This is a genomic window from Sulfitobacter profundi (assembly GCF_042661425.1).
Classification (GTDB): Bacteria; Pseudomonadota; Alphaproteobacteria; order Rhodobacterales; family Rhodobacteraceae; genus Sulfitobacter; species Sulfitobacter profundi.
The window spans coordinates 2,912,768-2,929,821 of record NZ_JBHSWA010000001.1 but is presented as its reverse complement, the minus strand read 5'-3'; the positions used below and the strand labels follow the sequence as shown (position 1 = coordinate 2,929,821).

General features: G+C 61.5%; 7 protein-coding genes and 8 pseudogenes. 6 read left to right on the top strand and 9 right to left on the bottom strand.

The genetic code is table 11. The features are described 5' to 3' along the window. Positions 1–58: 58 nt before the first annotated feature. The 3 pseudogenes from pgi to zwf form a co-directional block, all read right to left on the bottom strand. Positions 59–1,650 (bottom strand): annotated as a pseudogene (pgi, locus tag ACFQAU_RS15225) (glucose-6-phosphate isomerase). Then, positions 1,647–2,317: pseudogene (pgl, locus tag ACFQAU_RS15220) on the bottom strand (6-phosphogluconolactonase). The pseudogenes pgi and pgl overlap by 4 nt, the downstream one beginning before the upstream one ends. After that, positions 2,314–3,776 (bottom strand): annotated as a pseudogene (zwf, locus tag ACFQAU_RS15215) (glucose-6-phosphate dehydrogenase). Before zwf ends, pgl begins: the two co-directional pseudogenes overlap by 4 nt. A gap of 160 nt (positions 3,777–3,936) precedes the next feature. On the opposite strand from zwf, the gene ACFQAU_RS15210 reads away from it, so the two are divergent. Then, a complete protein-coding gene (locus ACFQAU_RS15210; protein ID WP_132443333.1) occupies positions 3,937–4,884 on the top strand; it encodes a radical SAM protein in 948 nt (315 codons plus the stop codon). A gap of 32 nt (positions 4,885–4,916) precedes the next feature. Here the strand turns inward: ACFQAU_RS15210 and ACFQAU_RS15205 are convergent, their stop codons facing one another. Next, positions 4,917–5,186, bottom strand: a complete 270-nt coding sequence (locus ACFQAU_RS15205; RefSeq protein WP_132443332.1) for an usg protein — start codon at positions 5,184–5,186, stop codon at positions 4,917–4,919. A gap of 190 nt (positions 5,187–5,376) precedes the next feature. Between ACFQAU_RS15205 and gyrA the strand changes: the two genes are divergently transcribed. After that, entirely contained in the window at positions 5,377–8,127 is a 2,751-nt protein-coding gene (gene gyrA, locus ACFQAU_RS15200; RefSeq protein WP_132443331.1) for a DNA gyrase subunit A, read from the top strand. Positions 8,128–8,250: 123 nt separating this feature from the next. Here gyrA and ACFQAU_RS15195 read toward each other — a convergent pair whose 3' ends face one another. The 4 genes and pseudogenes from ACFQAU_RS15195 to ACFQAU_RS15180 form a co-directional block, all read right to left on the bottom strand. After that, a complete protein-coding gene (locus ACFQAU_RS15195; RefSeq protein WP_132443330.1) occupies positions 8,251–8,583 on the bottom strand; it encodes a hypothetical protein in 333 nt (110 codons plus the stop codon). 162 nt (positions 8,584–8,745) lie between these two features. After that, positions 8,746–10,226, bottom strand: a pseudogene (locus ACFQAU_RS15190) (carboxypeptidase M32). Positions 10,227–10,229: 3 nt separating this feature from the next. Further along, positions 10,230–11,375, bottom strand: a complete 1,146-nt coding sequence (gene ctaA, locus ACFQAU_RS15185; protein ID WP_132443328.1) for a heme A synthase — start codon at positions 11,373–11,375, stop codon at positions 10,230–10,232. A gap of 262 nt (positions 11,376–11,637) precedes the next feature. Further along, entirely contained in the window at positions 11,638–12,402 is a 765-nt protein-coding gene (locus tag ACFQAU_RS15180; RefSeq protein WP_132443327.1) for an RNA methyltransferase, read from the bottom strand. Between the two features lie 140 nt (positions 12,403–12,542). Here ACFQAU_RS15180 and ACFQAU_RS15175 point away from each other — a divergent pair. After that, a pseudogene (locus ACFQAU_RS15175) lies at positions 12,543–13,165 on the top strand (thiamine phosphate synthase). Positions 13,166–13,205: 40 nt separating this feature from the next. Here ACFQAU_RS15175 and ACFQAU_RS15170 read toward each other — a convergent pair. Further along, positions 13,206–14,350: pseudogene (locus ACFQAU_RS15170) on the bottom strand (HupE/UreJ family protein). Between ACFQAU_RS15170 and ACFQAU_RS15165 the strand changes: the two are divergent. The 3 genes and pseudogenes from ACFQAU_RS15165 to ACFQAU_RS15155 all read left to right on the top strand — a co-directional run bounded on the left by ACFQAU_RS15165 (position 14,349) and on the right by ACFQAU_RS15155 (position 17,030). After that, positions 14,349–15,176 (top strand): DUF4198 domain-containing protein, encoded by an 828-nt coding sequence (locus tag ACFQAU_RS15165; RefSeq protein WP_132443324.1) that lies wholly within the window; start codon positions 14,349–14,351, stop codon positions 15,174–15,176. The pseudogene ACFQAU_RS15170 and the gene ACFQAU_RS15165 overlap by 2 nt on opposite strands. 42 nt (positions 15,177–15,218) lie before the next feature. Further along, positions 15,219–16,102 (top strand): annotated as a pseudogene (locus tag ACFQAU_RS15160) (PfkB family carbohydrate kinase). Then, positions 16,099–17,030 (top strand): annotated as a pseudogene (locus ACFQAU_RS15155) (pseudouridine-5'-phosphate glycosidase). Before ACFQAU_RS15160 ends, ACFQAU_RS15155 begins: the two co-directional pseudogenes overlap by 4 nt. Positions 17,031–17,054 lie beyond the last annotated feature (24 nt).

The following is a 17,054-nucleotide window of genomic DNA, read 5'->3' as shown; positions in this document are numbered from 1 at the left end:
TGGCCCGCGCAGGCGGGGTTTGCCTGCGCGGTTTTTCAATCAACTTTGGAAGCAGTTCCTAGCCGCGATACTGGTGGATATAGCCGATCAACCCGGCGGTAGAGCCATCCTTGCCCTCGGCAGAGACCTCTCCTTCGACCAGCGGCTGGAGCGACTTGGCCAATTCCTTGCCCAGTTCCACGCCCCATTGATCGAACGAGTTGATGCCGAGGATCACCCCTTCGACAAAGACGCGGTGCTCATAAAGCGCGATGATCTGGCCCAGGGTGAACGGATCGAGCGTTTCATAGGCCAGCGTGGTCGAGGGCCGATTGCCGGGGAAAACACGGTGGCGGGCTTGGCGCTCAAGCTCATCGCCCGAAAGCCCCGCGTCGCGCATGATCGCCCGCGCTTCGTCCAAAGACCGCCCGCGCATCAGCGCTTCGGATTGGGCGAGGCAATTGGCGATCAGCAGGTCATGGTGATGCTGCAAGTCAGGCTCATGCCCCTTGGCCGCGACCAGAAACTCGCAAGGAATCACACGGGTGCCTTGGTGGATCAACTGATAGAAAGCATGCTGCCCATTGGTACCTGCCGCCCCCAGACCACCGGGCCGGTGTGGCGCGGGCTGTCAGAGCCGTCCATCTGCACGCCCTTGCCGTTCGATTCCATCTCAAGCTGTTGCAGGTAGTCGGGCAGCATCTCAAGCCGTTGGTCATAGGGCAGCACCGCACGGGTGGCATGGCCGCAGATTTGGTTGTGCCAGATGCCCACCAGCGCCAGAAGGATCGGCATATTCTCAGCCGGTTCGGCACCGCAGAAATGGCGGTCCATCTCCTGCGCGCCGCGCAGAAAGCTGTCAAAGGCCTTGGGGCCAATGGCGATCATCAGCGAAAGGCCAATGGGCCCCCAGACGGAATAGCGCCCGCCGACCCAATCCTCAAAGCCGAAGACCTGCGCGGGGTCGACCCCAAACTCGGCGGTCTTGTCATCAGCGGTGCTGAGGGCTGCGAATTGCGCAGCCGGGTCACCGCCATGGTCCTGCATCCACGCCCGCGCGGTGCGCGCGTTGGTCATGGTCTCAATGGTGGTAAAGGTCTTGGAAGCGACGATCACCAAGGTCGTCTTGGCATCCAGCCCCCGCAGCGTATCGGCGATATGCGCGCCATCGACGTTGGAGACGAAATGGCAGCGCGGCCCATCGTGATAGGGCGTCAGTGCGCGGGTTGCCATGGCGGGGCCAAGGTCCGAGCCGCCGATGCCGATATTGACCACATCCGTGATGTCGCCGCCGCGCACCTGATCGGCAAAGCTGCGCATCCGCGCCAGCGTGTCGCGGACCTGCGGCATGACATCTTCGCCCGCCACCTCGACCGGCCCGCCATCAAGGTTGCGCAGAGCCGTGTGCAATACTGCGCGGCCTTCGGTTTCATTGATCGGCGCGCCCGCGAACATCGCATCGCGACGCTCAGTGACCTTGGCGTTTTCTACCAGCTGCAACAGCGCCGCGCGGGCACCAGCGTCAATATTGGTCTTTGCGTAGTCAAACAGCATGTGCTGCGTGCGGAGCGAGAAATCCTCGGCGCGGTTCGGGTCATCGAACAGCGCGGTTATCTTGCGGTCCGCCACGGCGTTTTGCCGCTCTTGAAGGTCTTGCCAAATGCTCATCATGCCGCCCAGTAAACTTCGGTTTCATCCAGCACCGCTGCGATCGGCGCCTCATCGGGGAAAGCCCCTGCGCGCGCTCAAGGGCGGCGCGTTTCTCTTCCCCGAAAATCACGAGATGTTTGTTCAGCGCCCCATCCAAGACATGCGCAGGAAGCGTGACCCGCGCGGTGGGCTGCCCCTCGGGGTAGACCGGGCACAGCAGTGGCGCATCAGCGGCCAAGGCGTCAGGCAGACCGGGGTCGCCGGGGAAAAGCGATGCAGTATGCATGTCATCGCCCATGCCAAGCAGCAGCACAGAGATCGGCATATGGCTGGCCAGACTGGGGGCCACGGCCTCTGCCCCTTCGCCCGGCGACAGACCAGCACGGAAAAAGGGGATGAACCGCGCCGCGGCAGCGCGGTCGTTCAACAAATGCTCGCGCACCAAACGCGCGTTCGACAGCGGATCATGCTCATCGACCCAGCGTTCATCGGTCAGCATCACATCCACGCGCTCCCAATCCAGATCGGTGGCACTGAGCATTTCAAAGATCGGCCCGGGGGTAGAGCCGCCCGGCACCGCGAAAGACACGCGGTCATTGCCCGAAAGCGCCGATTTCAGCTTGCCCGCCAGTTTGTTGGCGACATTCATCACCAGCATTTCGCGGTCCGCATATTCGATGATGTTCATGGGGATACCTTTCGCCATTCACGGCCATCGCGCCGCATCATTTCTGTCGCATCCGTCGGCCCGGCAGAGCCGCTGTCGTAGGGTTTGGGCACGTCGTGACGCGCCTCCCAGCCTTGGATGATCGGATCGGTCCAGGCCCAGGCGGCCTCGACCTCGTCGTCGCGCATGAACAATGTCTGGTTGCCCCGGATCACGTCCATGATAAGCCGCTCATAGGCATCGACCTGATCGCCCCCATCGGGGCCGAGCGCCTCGGCAAAGGTCATGTCGAGCGGCACATCGACCAGACGCATGCCCCCGGGCCCGGTTCCTTGATCGTCACGCCAAGGGTGATGCCTTCGTTCGGTTGCAGGCGGATCGACAGCACATTGCGGTGGCGGCCTGCGTCTTCGGCAAAGATCGAATGGGGCGTGTCCTTGAAAACCACAGTGATTTCGCTGGATCGCGCCACCATGCGTTTGCCGGTGCGCAGATAAAACGGCGTGCCATGCCAGCGCCAATTGCTGATATGGGCCTTGAGCGCCACAAAACTCTCGGTCCGCGAGCGCGGGTTGTCGACGGCGTCGCGGTAGCTTGGCGCCTCTTCTTCATTGCCCTCTTCGGCCTCGTACTGACCGCGGACCAGATGATGCGGCAACACCGGGTCGATCGCGCGGATCACTTTCAGCTTTTCGTCGCGCACCGCATCCGGATCAAACCGCGCGGGCGGCTCCATCGCGATCAGGCACAAAAGCTGCATCAGGTGGTTCTGCACCATGTCCCGCATGGCACCGGATTTGTCGTAGTATTCCCCACGCCCGCCGACGCCAACAGTCTCGGCCACGGTGATTTGGATGTGATCGACATATTGGCGGTTCCACAGAGGCTCGAACAGCATATTGCCGAAACGCACGGCCATGAGGTTTTGCACCGTCTCTTTGCCGAGATAGTGATCGATGCGGTAGATCTGCTGCTCTTTAAAATAGGTGGCCAATGTCGCGTTGAGCGCGCGCGCACTCTCCAGATCGCGGCCAAAGGGTTTTTCGACGACAATCCGACATTCCGCGCCCGCCATGCCCCATTGCTGCAAGCGTTCAGCCAAATCGCCAAAGAGCCCCGGCGCGACGGAGAAATAGTAGACCTCAATCCGGTCTTTCCCGGACATCAACTCCTGTAGCTCACGCCAGCCGGTCTCTCCCCGTGCGTCGATGGCGACGTAATCGAGCTTGGCCAGAAAGGCATCAAGGTTATCGCAGGCGTCTTTGCCCCCAAATTCGCTGATCGCCTCTGACACCATCTCGCGGTAGCCTTCGGCGTCCATTTCGGTGCGCGCGGCACCGATGATCCGCGCCTCTTCGGGCATTTGACCCGCGCAATAACGGCGGTAGAGACCGGGCAAAATCTTGCGCCGGGCCAGATCTCCGGTGCCGCCAAAGATGACCAGATCGAAAGGGTCGACAGGGATAACACGCGAAACCATTGATCAATCCTTGTCTGTGCGAGATAGCAGAGTTAGCGCAAACATACTTATTTTTACCCAGTTCACAAGACTGTGCGCCCCGCAGCTTGGACTTTTAGGCAGGGTCGCAATACCTTACCACAACTGGATAGGAACACACGGGATCACGCAAGGACCAATCATGAAAGATACTGCGCAAGCAAACGAGGGCAAGTTCCAGAACCCGGCGGTGACCGCCAAGGGGGAACCGCGCGCCACCGTCGCTCTGCGCGGGGCGGAAACGCTTTGGTTCAACACGGGCACCCTGTGCAATATCGAATGTGTGAACTGCTACATCGCCTCCAGCCCCAAGAATGACGCGCTGGTCTATATCACCGCCGAAGAGGTGCGCGACTACCTCGACCAGATCGTCGAGCGCGACTGGCCGGTGCGCGAAATCGCCTTTACCGGGGGCGAGCCCTTCATGAACCCGCAGATGATCGAGATCACCGAAACCTCACTGGCGCGCGGCTATGAGGTGTTGATCCTCACCAACGCTATGCGCCCGATGATGCGCAAATCGGTGCAAGACGGTCTGTTGCGGCTGCGCGATGCCTATCCCGGCAAGATGACCTTTCGTATCTCCGTCGATCACTACCGCCGCGATCTGCATGACGCGGAGCGCGGTGAAGGGGCTTTTGACAAGACGCTGCTGGGCATGGAATGGCTGCGCGACAATGGGTTCCGCATGGCCGTGGCCGGGCGCTCGATCTTTGCCGATAGCGATGCCGATAGCCGCGCGGGCTATGCTGCCTTTTACGCAGAGCACGGCTTTGACATCGACGCCCAAGACCCCGGCATGACCGTACTTTTCCCAGAGATGGACGAAACCGTTGAAGTTCCAGAGATTACCACCGCCTGCTGGGGCATCTTGGATATTTCGCCAAATGCGGTGATGTGCTCTTCCTCTCGTATGGTGGTCAAACGCAAAGGCGCTGAGAAGCCTGCCGTGCTGGCCTGCACCCTGCTGCCCTACGACCCGGAGTTCGAGCTTGGCACGACCTTGGCCGAGGCGGAGCGTGATGTGGCATTGAACCACCCGCACTGCGCAAAGTTCTGTGTCTTGGGCGGGGCGAGCTGTTCGGCCTGACGCCCCTGCCCTTTGGATGGCTGCCTTTTGGCTTAATGTAGCGTGAACTCGCCCACTTGGTTCTGCCACTCACCGGGACCGATCAGCTTGCGATGGGTGAAACGGACCGAATGCAGCGGCCCATCTAGTTCCGTGCGCCAGAATTCGACGAATTCGAACAGACGCGGATGGTCTGGCGCGATGTCGTAATCCTGCCAGATATAGCTGTTCAGCACATGACTATAGTCGGGCATATGATAAAAGAACTCTGCCGTGGTTAGCCCGTAACCTTTCAGCATCATTTCGGTTTCACTGCGGGGCATGTTTCGCCTCCTTTGCTGCCTCTGTATGACAAGTTTGCGCGGTGAGAATTACTTTTCAATGAAAACAGCGTGTTGGCACTTGAGCTAGAGTGCTGCCAGTGCGTTTCGGCCACAGCCATTGCACCTGATATGCCCCGTCTGCTATAGAAAACCCCAAGATATAGAACCATAAAAATGGTGGGCAAGATACGTGACCGATACGCCGGATACCCCTGAAAACGCAGACAAAAAGCCCATCTTTCACGGGCCGTCGGTAACCATCGAACACGAGATGCGCACGTCCTATCTGGACTACGCGATGAGCGTGATCGTCAGCCGCGCGATTCCCGATCTGCGCGATGGCCTGAAACCGGTGCACCGCCGCATCCTTTATGCGATGCATGAGACCGGCAACACGCATGAAAAAGCCTACCGCAAATCTGCCCGCCCGGTGGGCGATGTCATGGGCCAGTACCACCCGCATGGCGATAGTGCGATTTATGATGCGCTGGTGCGGATGGCGCAGGATTTCTCCATGTCGCTGCCGCTCTTGGACGGTCAGGGCAACTTCGGCTCGATGGACGGGGATAACCCGGCGGCAATGCGCTACACCGAGGTGCGCATGGACAAGCCTGCCGCCTATCTTTTGGCGGACATCGACAAGGAAACCGTTGATTTCCAAGACAACTACGACGGCAAGCAGCAGGAACCGACTGTCCTGCCCGCGCGCTTTCCCAACATGCTGGTCAATGGCGCGGGCGGTATCGCCGTCGGTATGGCGACCAACATCCCGCCGCACAACCTTGGTGAGGTGATCGACGCTTGCCTCGCGCTGATTGACGATCCGGACCTCACCTCAGAGCAGTTGATCGACTACGTCCCCGGCCCCGATTTCCCGACAGGCGGCATCATGCTGGGCCGTTCCGGCGCACGCAAAGCCTACCTTGAGGGGCGTGGCAGCGTGGTGATCCGCGCCAAGACGCGGGTCGAAGAAATCCGCAAAGACCGTTGGGCCATCGTCATCGACGAGATCCCCTATCAGGTCAACAAAGCCACGATGATCGAAAAGATCGCCGAACAGGTCCGCGATAAGAAGATTGACGGCATCGCCCACGTTCAAGACGAAAGCGACCGCAACGGCGTGCGCGTGGTGGTCGAATTGAAACGCGACGCGACTGCCGAAGTCGTGATGAACCAGCTTTACCGTTTCACGCCGATGCAGACCTATTTCGGCTGCAACATGCTGGCCCTGAACGGGGGCCGCCCCGAGCAACTGACGCTGCGCAAGTTCCTCAGCTACTTCATTGACTTCCGCGAAGAAGTTGTCGCCCGCCGCACCGCCTATCTGCTGCGCAAGGCACGTGAACGCAGCCACATCCTTTGTGGTTTGGCCGTGGCCGTCACCAACATCGACGAGGTTGTCGCCACCATCCGCGCCTCTGCCGACGCGGCTGAGGCACGCGAAAAGCTGATGACCCGTCGCTGGCCCGCCGAAGATATCCTGCCCTATATCGCGTTGATCGACGATCCGACCCATACCGCGAATGACGATGGCACCTATAACCTTTCCGAGGCGCAGGCCCGCGCGATCCTTGAACTGCGTTTGCAGCGCCTGACCCAGATCGGCGTCAAGGAAGTCACCGACGAGCTGGAAGAGTTGGCCGGTAAGATTAAGGAATATCTCGAAATTCTCGGCTCCCGTGAGCGCATCCTCGGCATCATCTCGGACGAGCTGCGCGAGGTGCGCGAGCAATTCGCCGTGCCGCGCCGGACAGAGATCGTCGACTGGTCGGGCGACATGGACGACGAAGACCTGATCGCGCGCGAGGATATGGTCGTGACCGTGACTTCCGGCGGCTACATCAAACGCACGCCGCTGGCCGACTTCCGCGCGCAGCGTCGGGGCGGCAAGGGCGTTTCGGGCATGCAGACCAAGGAAGAGGATGTCGTCACCAACCTCTTCGTTGCCAATACCCATACGCAGCTTTTGTTCTTCACCACCGATGGCATGGTTTACAAGCTGAAGACATGGCGGCTGCCGCAGGGGGCCCGCACCGCCAAGGGCAAGGCCATCGTCAACATTCTGCCCATCCCCACCGGGGTCTCCATCGCCGCGATTATGCCCGTGGACCGGGATGAGAAGGATTGGGATGATCTACAGGTGATCTTTGCCACCTCCGCCGGGACAGTGCGGCGCAACAAGCTGTCGGATTTCACCAATGTGAAGTCCAACGGCAAGATCGCGATGAAGTTCGAAGGCGAACACGAGGGCACCACGCTGATCAACGCGCGCATCGCCTCGAACGACGATGACGTGATGCTGGTCACCGACGCAGGCCGGGCAATCCGCTTCCCGGCGACCGACGTGCGGGTCTTCAACTCGCGCAACTCCGTCGGCGTGCGCGGCATCCGGTTGGGCGAAGGGGATAACCTCGTCTCCATGTCCGTGATCCGGCATTTCGAGGCTAGCTCGGAAGAACGTGTCGCCTATCTTAAACAGCGCCGCTTGATGGCCGGGCTGACCGATGACGACAGCAGCGACGACGAGGAAGAGCAGGTACAAGCCGGGCAGCTCAGCACCGAACGCTATGCGGAAATGTCGGCGGCCGAAGATTTAATCCTGACGATCACCGCAAAGGGCGCGGGCAAAGTTTCCTCGGCCCATGATTACCCGGTCCGCGGCCGCGGCGGCATGGGTGTGACCGCTTGGACCAAGGCCATGGCCCATGGCCCTATCGTCGCCTGTTTCCCGGTGGAAATGTCCGATCAGGTGATGCTTGCAACCTCCAAAGGCCAGTCGATCCGCGTCCCGGTTGAGGGGATTTCTTTCCGCTCGCGCAGTGCAGGCGGCGTGAAGGTGTTCAGCACTGGCAAAAACGAGGAAGTCGTCAGCGTCGCTTGGATCGCCGACCAGGGCAACGAAGAAGACGAAGCCGAAGAAGGAAGCAGCGCCGCCGAATAATCGGCGGCCGCTCCGCCCCCTGCGCAAAACGTGGGGGGCGTTTTTTTCGACAGACTATCCAGCAATAAAAAAACCCCGCGCTATCAGCGCGGGGGTTTTTCCATCTTAAGCTTTCGTTAAGACTTAGTTGGTAGTCGTTGTTGTAGTCGAAGAGGACGAGCCCGACGCAATCGCAATCAGGACCAGAGCCGCACCGGCTGCAGCAGCGCCGCCACCCAGGCCAGCGCCCGCTTCGAAGAGACCAGCGCCATCAGCACGAACGCAAACACGCGCGGTGTTGCCGTCAACTGTTACTGGGTTCGGCTTACAGTTGTAGATGATGCCGTTAGCGCCCTGAACCTGAAGCGAATAGACGCTATCGTCCGATGCGCCAAGAACAGCTGCCTGTGTTGTCGTCTGGGCGAAAGCAGCACCCGAAAGAGCGATAGTCGCCGCCACCGTTGCAAGAATTTTCACGTCTAGGTACTCCTGTATCTCGTCAAATTTTAAACTCACTGCACCATCGCATATAAACGTGGGCAGCGCAAAGGCGAAATGTTAAGGCATAGTTAAGAACCAAAGCAGTGCCCGCTGTTTAAGCAACCCCGTCAACGCTCAATTGTTCCCGGTCTTGCATGCTTAAATATTGTACAAATCTTTGAACTTATTCTCCAGATAAGTCAGCAAAGGCGCCTCCGTCGGCGACTTTCCGCAAGCCCGTTCGATCACCTCTCGCGGCCCGTAGAGCCCGCCGTGCTGCTGCACCTTCTCGCGAAGCCATGCGGAGGCCGCGCTTGTATCTCCTCTTGCCAAGGCGTCATCAAGGTCAGGTACCGATTTCCGCAGCGCCTCATGAAGGCATCCCGCATAGACATTGCCGAGGCTGTAGGTTGGGAAATACCCCAATAGTCCGACGGACCAATGGACATCCTGCAAGACCCCGTTTGAGGGACGGTCAACCGCGTAGCCGAAATCGGCCTCGAACCGATCGTTCCATGCGGCCTCCAACCCGTCGACCTGCAGATCGCCCGACATCAGCGCCCGTTCAAGGTCGAACCGCAGCAGGACGTGAAGGTTATATTGCAGCTCGTCAGCCTCGGTCCGGATGAAGCCATCCGACACGCGGTTGACGATTCTGTAAAATGTCTCGGTATCCGGCACGCTAAAGTCGCCGTAGACAGCCGTCATCTCGCCATAGAGCCATCCGGTGAAGGCGCGGCTGCGGCCAATTTGATTCTCATAGATTCGGCTTTGGCTTTCATGCACCCCCATCGACACGCCCCGCCCTAGTGGGGTCAGCAGGTAGGCGCTGTCGATTCCTGTTCATAGGCGGCGTGGCCAACCTCATGCACGGTGGAGTAAAAGCAGTTGAACGGGTCAAGCGCATTGGTCCTTGTGGTGATCCGGACGTCCAAACCCGAGCCCGATGAGAAAGGATGCACCGCCTTGTCGATCCGTCCGGTGGCCAGATCATAGCCAAAGCGCCGCGCCAGTTTGGCGGTCAGGGTCATCTGCGCCGCTTCGTCGAAAACCCCTTCAAGCACCGGCGGCGCTTCGGCCTCCCGCACGGCGGCGCGCAGTTCGGACAACTTTGGGCGCAGCGCGCCGAACATGGCTTCGAGGTCGGCCGCTGTGGTGCCGGGCTCATAGTCTTCTAGCATCGCATCATAGATACCGATATCGCGCCCCTCGGCCAGCGCGGCCCCCTCTTCCCGTTTGAGGGCGATCACTTCTTTCAAGGTCGGGGCGAAGGCCGCGAAATCGTCGGCGGCACGGGCCTCGGCCCATGTGCCTTGGGCGGCGGAGGTGACGCGGGCGATCCGCGCCGCCAGATCGGCGGGGACACGGGTCGCACGGTCAAAATCGCGTTTGATGTGGCGCAGATTGGCCTGACCCACCGCGTCCAGACCCGCCGTTTCGATACGGCCCAGCCAATCGGCGATACGCGGGTCGATCCTGCGGGCGTGCAGCACGCTTTCCATCGCCGCCATCTCCTCGCCCCGCTGGGGCGCGGCGCCGCGGGGCATGACCGTTTCTTGGTCCCAGCCGAGCCGCCCCGCGACCTGCGCCAGCGCTTCGGTCTCGCGCTGAAAGGCCATCAAATCGTCATATGCAGTCATGTCTCAGCCTCTCAGCGATGTGGCGACGGGATAGGCCGCAAGGAAACGCGCCCGCAGGATCAACACCCAGAGCAGAACGGCAAGCGCCTGATGTGCTAGCGCCAGATGCACCGGCGCGGCATAGAGCACCGTGGTGATGCCCAGAGCCACCTGCAAGGCCAGCGCCGCCATCACCGCATTAAACGCAAAGCGCGTCCGCGCATGGGCCGAACGGCGACCGCGCAGCCAGACGACCACGCCGAATGCAAAGAGCAGATAGCCCGCCATCCGGTGCATGAATTGCACCAGCCCGGGATTTTCAAAGAAGTTGCGCCATGTGGGCGTGATATCGAAAGCCTCTGGCGGGAAGAACTGCCCCTGCATCAGCGGCCAATCGACGAAATAGCGCCCTGCATCAATGCCCGCGACCAAGGCACCCAGCAGGATCTGCAACGCTGCGAAATGCAACAAGCCGGTGGCCATGCCGAACTGCTTGGCCTCCTTGGCGCGGCGGGCCTGAATCAGGTCGCGTTCGCTGCGGCCCAACAAGAGCACATACCATGTGATAAATCCGAGGATGACAAAGGCGAGGCCGAGATGGGTCGCCAAACGGTAAGAGGCCACATCCGTCACCCCCTGCCCGCTGGTCACCCCCGAGGCGACCATCCACCAGCCAATCGCCCCCTGCGCGCCGCCCAATGCACCGATGAAAAGCAGGCGCTTGTTCCAGCCCACAGGAATTTGACGCCGAAGCAGGAAGTAGAGAAAGCCCAAAACCCAGACGAGGCCAATCACCCGGCCAAGTTGCCGATGCCCCCATTCCCACCAATAGATGCTTTTGAAATCAGAGAGTTCCATCCAAGAGTTCTGGACCTGAAACTCGTCGATCTGCTTGTATTTATCGAACTCAGACTGCCACTCGGCCTCAGTCATCGGTGGCAGGGCACCGGTTACGGGGCGCCATTCGGTGATGCTAAGCCCAGAGTCGGTCAGCCGCGTCAGCCCGCCCACGGCGATCATGACAAAGACCAGCGCGAAGAGGATCATCAGCCAAATCCGGATCGGGCCGCGTGCGCCGCCACGGCCCTTGTCGATGCCGCCGGTTTGCACCGGGGCACGGCTGGGTTGGTCGGTGCCGACCTCTTCGAAAAGTTTGCGTTTTTCCGCCATGGCGCGCCTCATTTTCCGTTTGGATGCAGTGGTATGCCATGGGCGGGGAAAGGTCTAGCGGGGTGAGTTATGTTGCCGCATGTGCCGAGGGCCATCACCTGCCCGAGGGGTGGCGAACCGACGGGTCCCGTCATGCCGCTTTATGGTTCAAGCTTGGTGCATCTAATCTAAGGCGCGGCACATTTTGGCAAAATCGCCTCCCCGTGGGGCGGGCAGGCGATGGCCCGGCGCCTGTGGCCTGATTCCGGGCCGGGGGCTTCGCTCAGCCCTTCTCTTTCCACCGGACCATTTGCCGCAGGACGCCATGCAGCATCTGCACATCCGCTCGGGTCAGCGGCATCCGCGACCACATGTTGCGCAGGTTCAGCTTCATCGACGCCGTTTTGTGCTCGGGGTAGAAGAACCCCGCCTCTTCCAACCGTTCCTCGTAATGCCGCGCCAGATGGTCGACCTCGGCCCCTTTGGCCCAGTCGGTGCCCGCCATCTCGGTCACCTCATGCGTCACTTCGCCCTGTGCGCGCATCCATTCATAGGACATCAAAAGCACACATTGCGCGAGGTTGAGCGAGGCGAATTTCGGGTTCACCTGAACCGAGACGATGGCGTTTGCCTGCGCGATATCCTCATTCTCAAGCCCGGCCCGCTCTGGCCCAAAAAGCACCGCAACCCGTTGGCCCGCCGCGATCTTTTCCGCGGCCAGCCGCATCGCCGCTTCGGGGCTGTAGACCGGCTTGGTCAGGTCGCGGCCGCGCGCGGTGGTGGCAAAGGTAAAATCGCAATCGCTGAGCGCGCCCGGCAGATCGTCGCAATGCTGCGCCTCATCCAACAGCCGCCCTGCGCCCGAGGCCATGGCCACGGCAGATTGGCTAGGCCAGCCGTCGCGCGGGGCCACGACGCGCATGTGATCAAGGCCGAAATTCCACATCGCGCGCGCCGCGGCGCCGATGTTCTCGCCCATCTGTGGGCGGACAAGCACGATGGCCGGGATCGGCGCAGGCTGGACGGAGGAGGATGTTGTCTGGGTCATGCGCGCCTCATAGCTCCTGCGCCGCACCACCGCAAGAAAGCCCGCGCCACAGACGCATATCCGTTTTCTTTTGCAGCGCCTTGCGCTAGTCAGACCTCCAGACCCGAGCAGGGCCCCAGACCCGATTAAGGACAATGACCATGGACGCGCCAGAACAGCCGCAGATTTACCTTATCACCCCGCCCGAAGTTGAGCTGAGCCAATTCCCCGCGCAACTGGCCGCCGTACTGGACGCGCATCCGGTCGCCTGTGTGCGGATGGCGCTGTCGACCCGCGACGAAGACCGTCTGTCGCGCGCCGGTGACGCGCTGCGCGAGGTGACCCATGCGCGCGATGTGGCCTTGGTGATCTCAGATCACCTGCTGATGGTCGAAAAGCTTGGCCTTGACGGGGTACACCTCAGCGATGCCGCGCGCACCGTGCGCCATGCCCGCAAAGAACTGGGCGAAGATGCGATCGTCGGTTCCTTCTGCGGCACATCGCGGCACGAGGGGATGGCCGCTGGCGAAGCCGGGGCCGATTACGTCAGCTTTGGCCCCACTCAAGCCAGCACGCTTGGCGACGGAAGCTTTGCCGAGGCCGAATTGTTTCAATGGTGGTCCGAAGTGATCGAAGTGCCCGTCGTCGCCGAGGGCGCGCTGGACATCAATATGATCCGCGACCTTGCCCCCGGACCGACTTTTTCGGCATCGGGACCGAGATTTGGGACAAGGACGATCCGGTGGCCGAACTCGCCACCCTGATCGCCGCCATGCAGGGCTAAGCGGCCCTTGGGGCAGCCCGGTTAAGGGCTGCCCGCGCGCTTACAGAAATACCCGTTCTATGAACCAATAGGCCCCGACCGCCGCGATGACGCAGGAGGCGGGCACCGCGATGGCCCGGCGATACCAATTGCGCTTCATCGCCCAGCCGACCAGCACGAAGGCGATGGCGATCACCGCAAGCTGGCCCAGTTCCACCCCGATATTAAAGCCAATAAGCGCCGGGACGAATTGCCCCGCAGGCAGGCCAAAGTCCCCCAGCACCGAGGCAAAGCCGAGCCCGTGCAGCAGGCCGAAGCCAAAGATCACCAAGGGCCGCCAACGGTTCAGCGCGGAATGAAAGATATTTTCGACCGCGACATAGGTGATCGACGCGGCGATCAGCGGCTCGACGATGGCACCGGGCACGTTGACCCAGCCCAGAGCACCAAGCGCAAGCGTGACCGTATGGGCCAGCGTGAAGGCGGTAACCTGCCAGATCAAAGGGCGCAGACGGGTCGACAGGAAGAACAGGCCCAAAACGAAAAGGATATGATCCAACCCTTTGGGCAGGATGTGGTCGAAACCGACCGGGATATAGCTGACGAAGGCTTGCCAACCGCTTTGCGCATCGCCGCCCGAGAGCGCGATCTCGGGGCTCGTCTCGCCGCCCGCCAGATAGCCGGTATAGGGGTCTTCCACCCCTGCTGGCGCAGGACCAATGCGCCCGCGCCATCGGGCCAGGTCACCTGCACCTGCTCGGCTCCTGCGGGCACTGCCGCCTCCAGCCGCCAAAGACTGTCGCGCGGCAGTTCGGCGTCGATCCCCTCGGGCACCTCGATCATCACACTTTCCAAAGGCACGGCCGCGCCATTCACGCTGAGCAATGGCAGGCTGTTCCAGTTCGGCAAAAGCTCGGGCGCACGGGCCGCGATACGCGCGGCGGGCAGGCTGCGCAGCGCATCGTAATCGCCTGCATTCTCGGCATTGTCGGTGTCTTCGACAGTGTCGAGGTCGATCCCCGCCAGCAGAGCCTCGAGGTTAATCTCAAGCGTCAGCACCGCGCGCCCTTCGGCGACGGTCAGGTCCGCGATTGTCGGTTTGACCTCATGCGCCTGTACCGCCGCACCCATGGAAAATACCAACGCGCTTGACATTAGCCCAAGCAATGCCAGCTTGGTTCTTAACAAAATGAAAGTTCGCTTCATGAAACTGTCCCAGTTGTCCGCTATTATTTTCAGTATCTTACCGGCATTACCTGCCGTTGCCCATGAATACTGGCTGTCGCCGCTGAACTATCAAGTGGAAAGCGGTGAAAAGATCGCAGCCCATTTTCGCAATGGCGAAGAGTTTGTCGGATCGACCTTTCCCTATCTCCCCAACCGGCTCAATCGTTTTGAGATCGTGGTAGAGGGACAGGCCTATAATCTCTCTCCCCGTGCGGGCGACAACCCGGCACTGCAGGTCCCCGCACCGGGCCGGGATGGTCTGGTCGTTGTACTGGCCGAAACCACCCCCTCAAAGGTGATCTATGAGGAATGGGAGAAGTTCCTCTCATTTGCGGAACACAAAGATTTCCCAAAAGCCGAAGCCGATCACAGCGCCAACGGCTGGTCGCAGGAAAAAGTCGTGGAGAGCTATACACGCCACGTCAAAACCCTGATCGCCACAGGTACGGGCGTTGGAGACGACGCCCCCACCGGCATGACCACCGAATTTGTCGCCCTGACGAATCCCTATGACGCGGATTTTGACGGTCAGATGAAAGTTGCGCTTTTCTATCAGGATGAACCCCGCGCCGATGCCCAGGTTGAGGTTTTCGACCGCGCGCCGGATGACAGCGTGACCATCTCGCTCCACCGCACTGATGCGGCGGGCGAAGCGGTTATTCCAGTCACCGCGGGCCACGAATACCTCTTTGACGCCGTGGTGCTGCGCCCGGCAGCAGCGGCGCAAACGGGTGCCGGATACGATCCAGATCAGCCGGTCTGGGAAACGCTCTGGGCGGCGCTGACATTTGCGGTGCCACAATAACGCCGCTTGCGCGTGGGCAGATTTGGCGGCTAGAAGCGCCGCATGACAAAGACAGCTGACATCCTGTGCATTGGCTCCGTCCTTTGGGACGTGATCGGCCGCTCTGAAAACGCCATGCGCCAAGGCTCCGACATGCCGGGGCGCATCACCCGTTTGCCGGGCGGCGTGGCGCTGAACATCGGCATGGCCCTTGCGCGCTTTGGGCTGACGCCCGCGCTGCTGTCCGCCGTGGGCCGCGATGCGGAGGGGGATGAGTTGATCGCCGCCTGCGCCCTGCGCGGATTGATCACCGATCACGTCTACCGCTCAGACGACCTGCCGACCGACCGCTATATGGCCGTCGAAGGGTCCAACGGGTTGATTGCCGCGATTGCCGATGCCCATTCGCTGGAAGCTGCGGGGGATAAAATTCTGCGCCCGCTGGAGGATGGCAGCCTGCCCGCCCCTTACGAAGGCGCCGTGGCGCTGGATGGCAACCTCACCGTCGAATTGCTCGCCCGGATGGCGCAAAGCCCGCTGTTGGCAAAGGCCGATCTGCGCGTGGCCCCCGCCTCTCCCGGCAAGGCACTGCGGCTGACGCCTTTCCTTAAAGCGGGGCGCGGCACGCTTTATGTAAACCTCGAAGAAGCCGGGCTGCTGTGTCAGGCAAGCTTTGACGATCCCCCTCCGCCGCCCGCGCTCTGCTGGCCCGCGGCGCGCGTCGTGCCGTGGTGACAGACGGCGGCAACCCCGCCACCGTGGGTCAAGGCGATGATATCATCACCCTCACCCCGCCCTCGGTCCATGTGGCCCGCGTGACGGGCGCAGGCGACACATTCATGGCCGCCCATGTGGCTGCCGAACTTGGCGGTGCCGTCGCGCAACCCGCCCTCAAGGCCGCACTTGACGCTGCTGCCCTTTACGTTTCCGGAGAGACCAAGATATGACCACCGCCCCTTCCGCCCTGCCCCTGACCTTCAGCGCCGAAGTGGCCAAGGCCCGCGAAAGCGGCGCACCGATCGTGGCGTTGGAAAGCACCATCATCACCCATGGCATGCCCTATCCGCAAAACCTCGAAGTGGCGCGGCAGGTTGAGCAGGACATCCGCGATGCCGAGGCCGTGCCTGCAACCATCGCCGTGATCCGTGGCGCGTTGCACATCGGTTTGGACGACGACCAGCTTAGCGATCTGGCGCAGGCCAAAGACGTGGCGAAACTTTCGCGCGCTGACATGGCCGTCTGCATCGCGTCGGGCGGCACAGGCGCCACCACTGTCGCCGCCACCATGATCGCCGCCAATCTTGCGGGCATCGAAGTCTTCGCCACCGGCGGCATCGGCGGCGTGCACAAAGGCGCGGAAGACAGCTTTGACATCTCCGCCGACCTGATGGAATTGGCGCAGACCCCCGTCACCGTGATCGCCGCGGGTGCCAAAGCCATTCTGGACGTCCCGAAAACGCTGGAAGTACTTGAGACCCAAGGCGTGCCGGTCATCACCGTGGGGCAAGACAGCTTCCCCGCCTTCTGGAGCGCAGGCTCCGAACTGCAATCGCCGTTGCGCCTTGACGATGCCGCAGCCCTTGCCAAAGCCCACCGCACCCGCGCCGCCATGGGGCTGCCCGGCGGGCAGCTTGTGGCCAATCCGATCCCCGCGGATGAGGAAATTCCTGCCGCCGAACTGGCCCCGATCATCGCGCAGGCCCAATCCGAGGCCGATGCGCAGGGTGTTAGCGGCAAGGGCGTGACCCCTTCCTGCTGCAGCGTATTTTCGAACTGACCGAAGGCCGTTCGCTCACCGCCAATATCGCATTGGTGCGCAACAATGCCCGGCTGGGGGCCAAGATCGCCGCAAACCTCGTCAACCTGCCGCGTTAAAGGCGAAAAACACCGTCGAGCCAT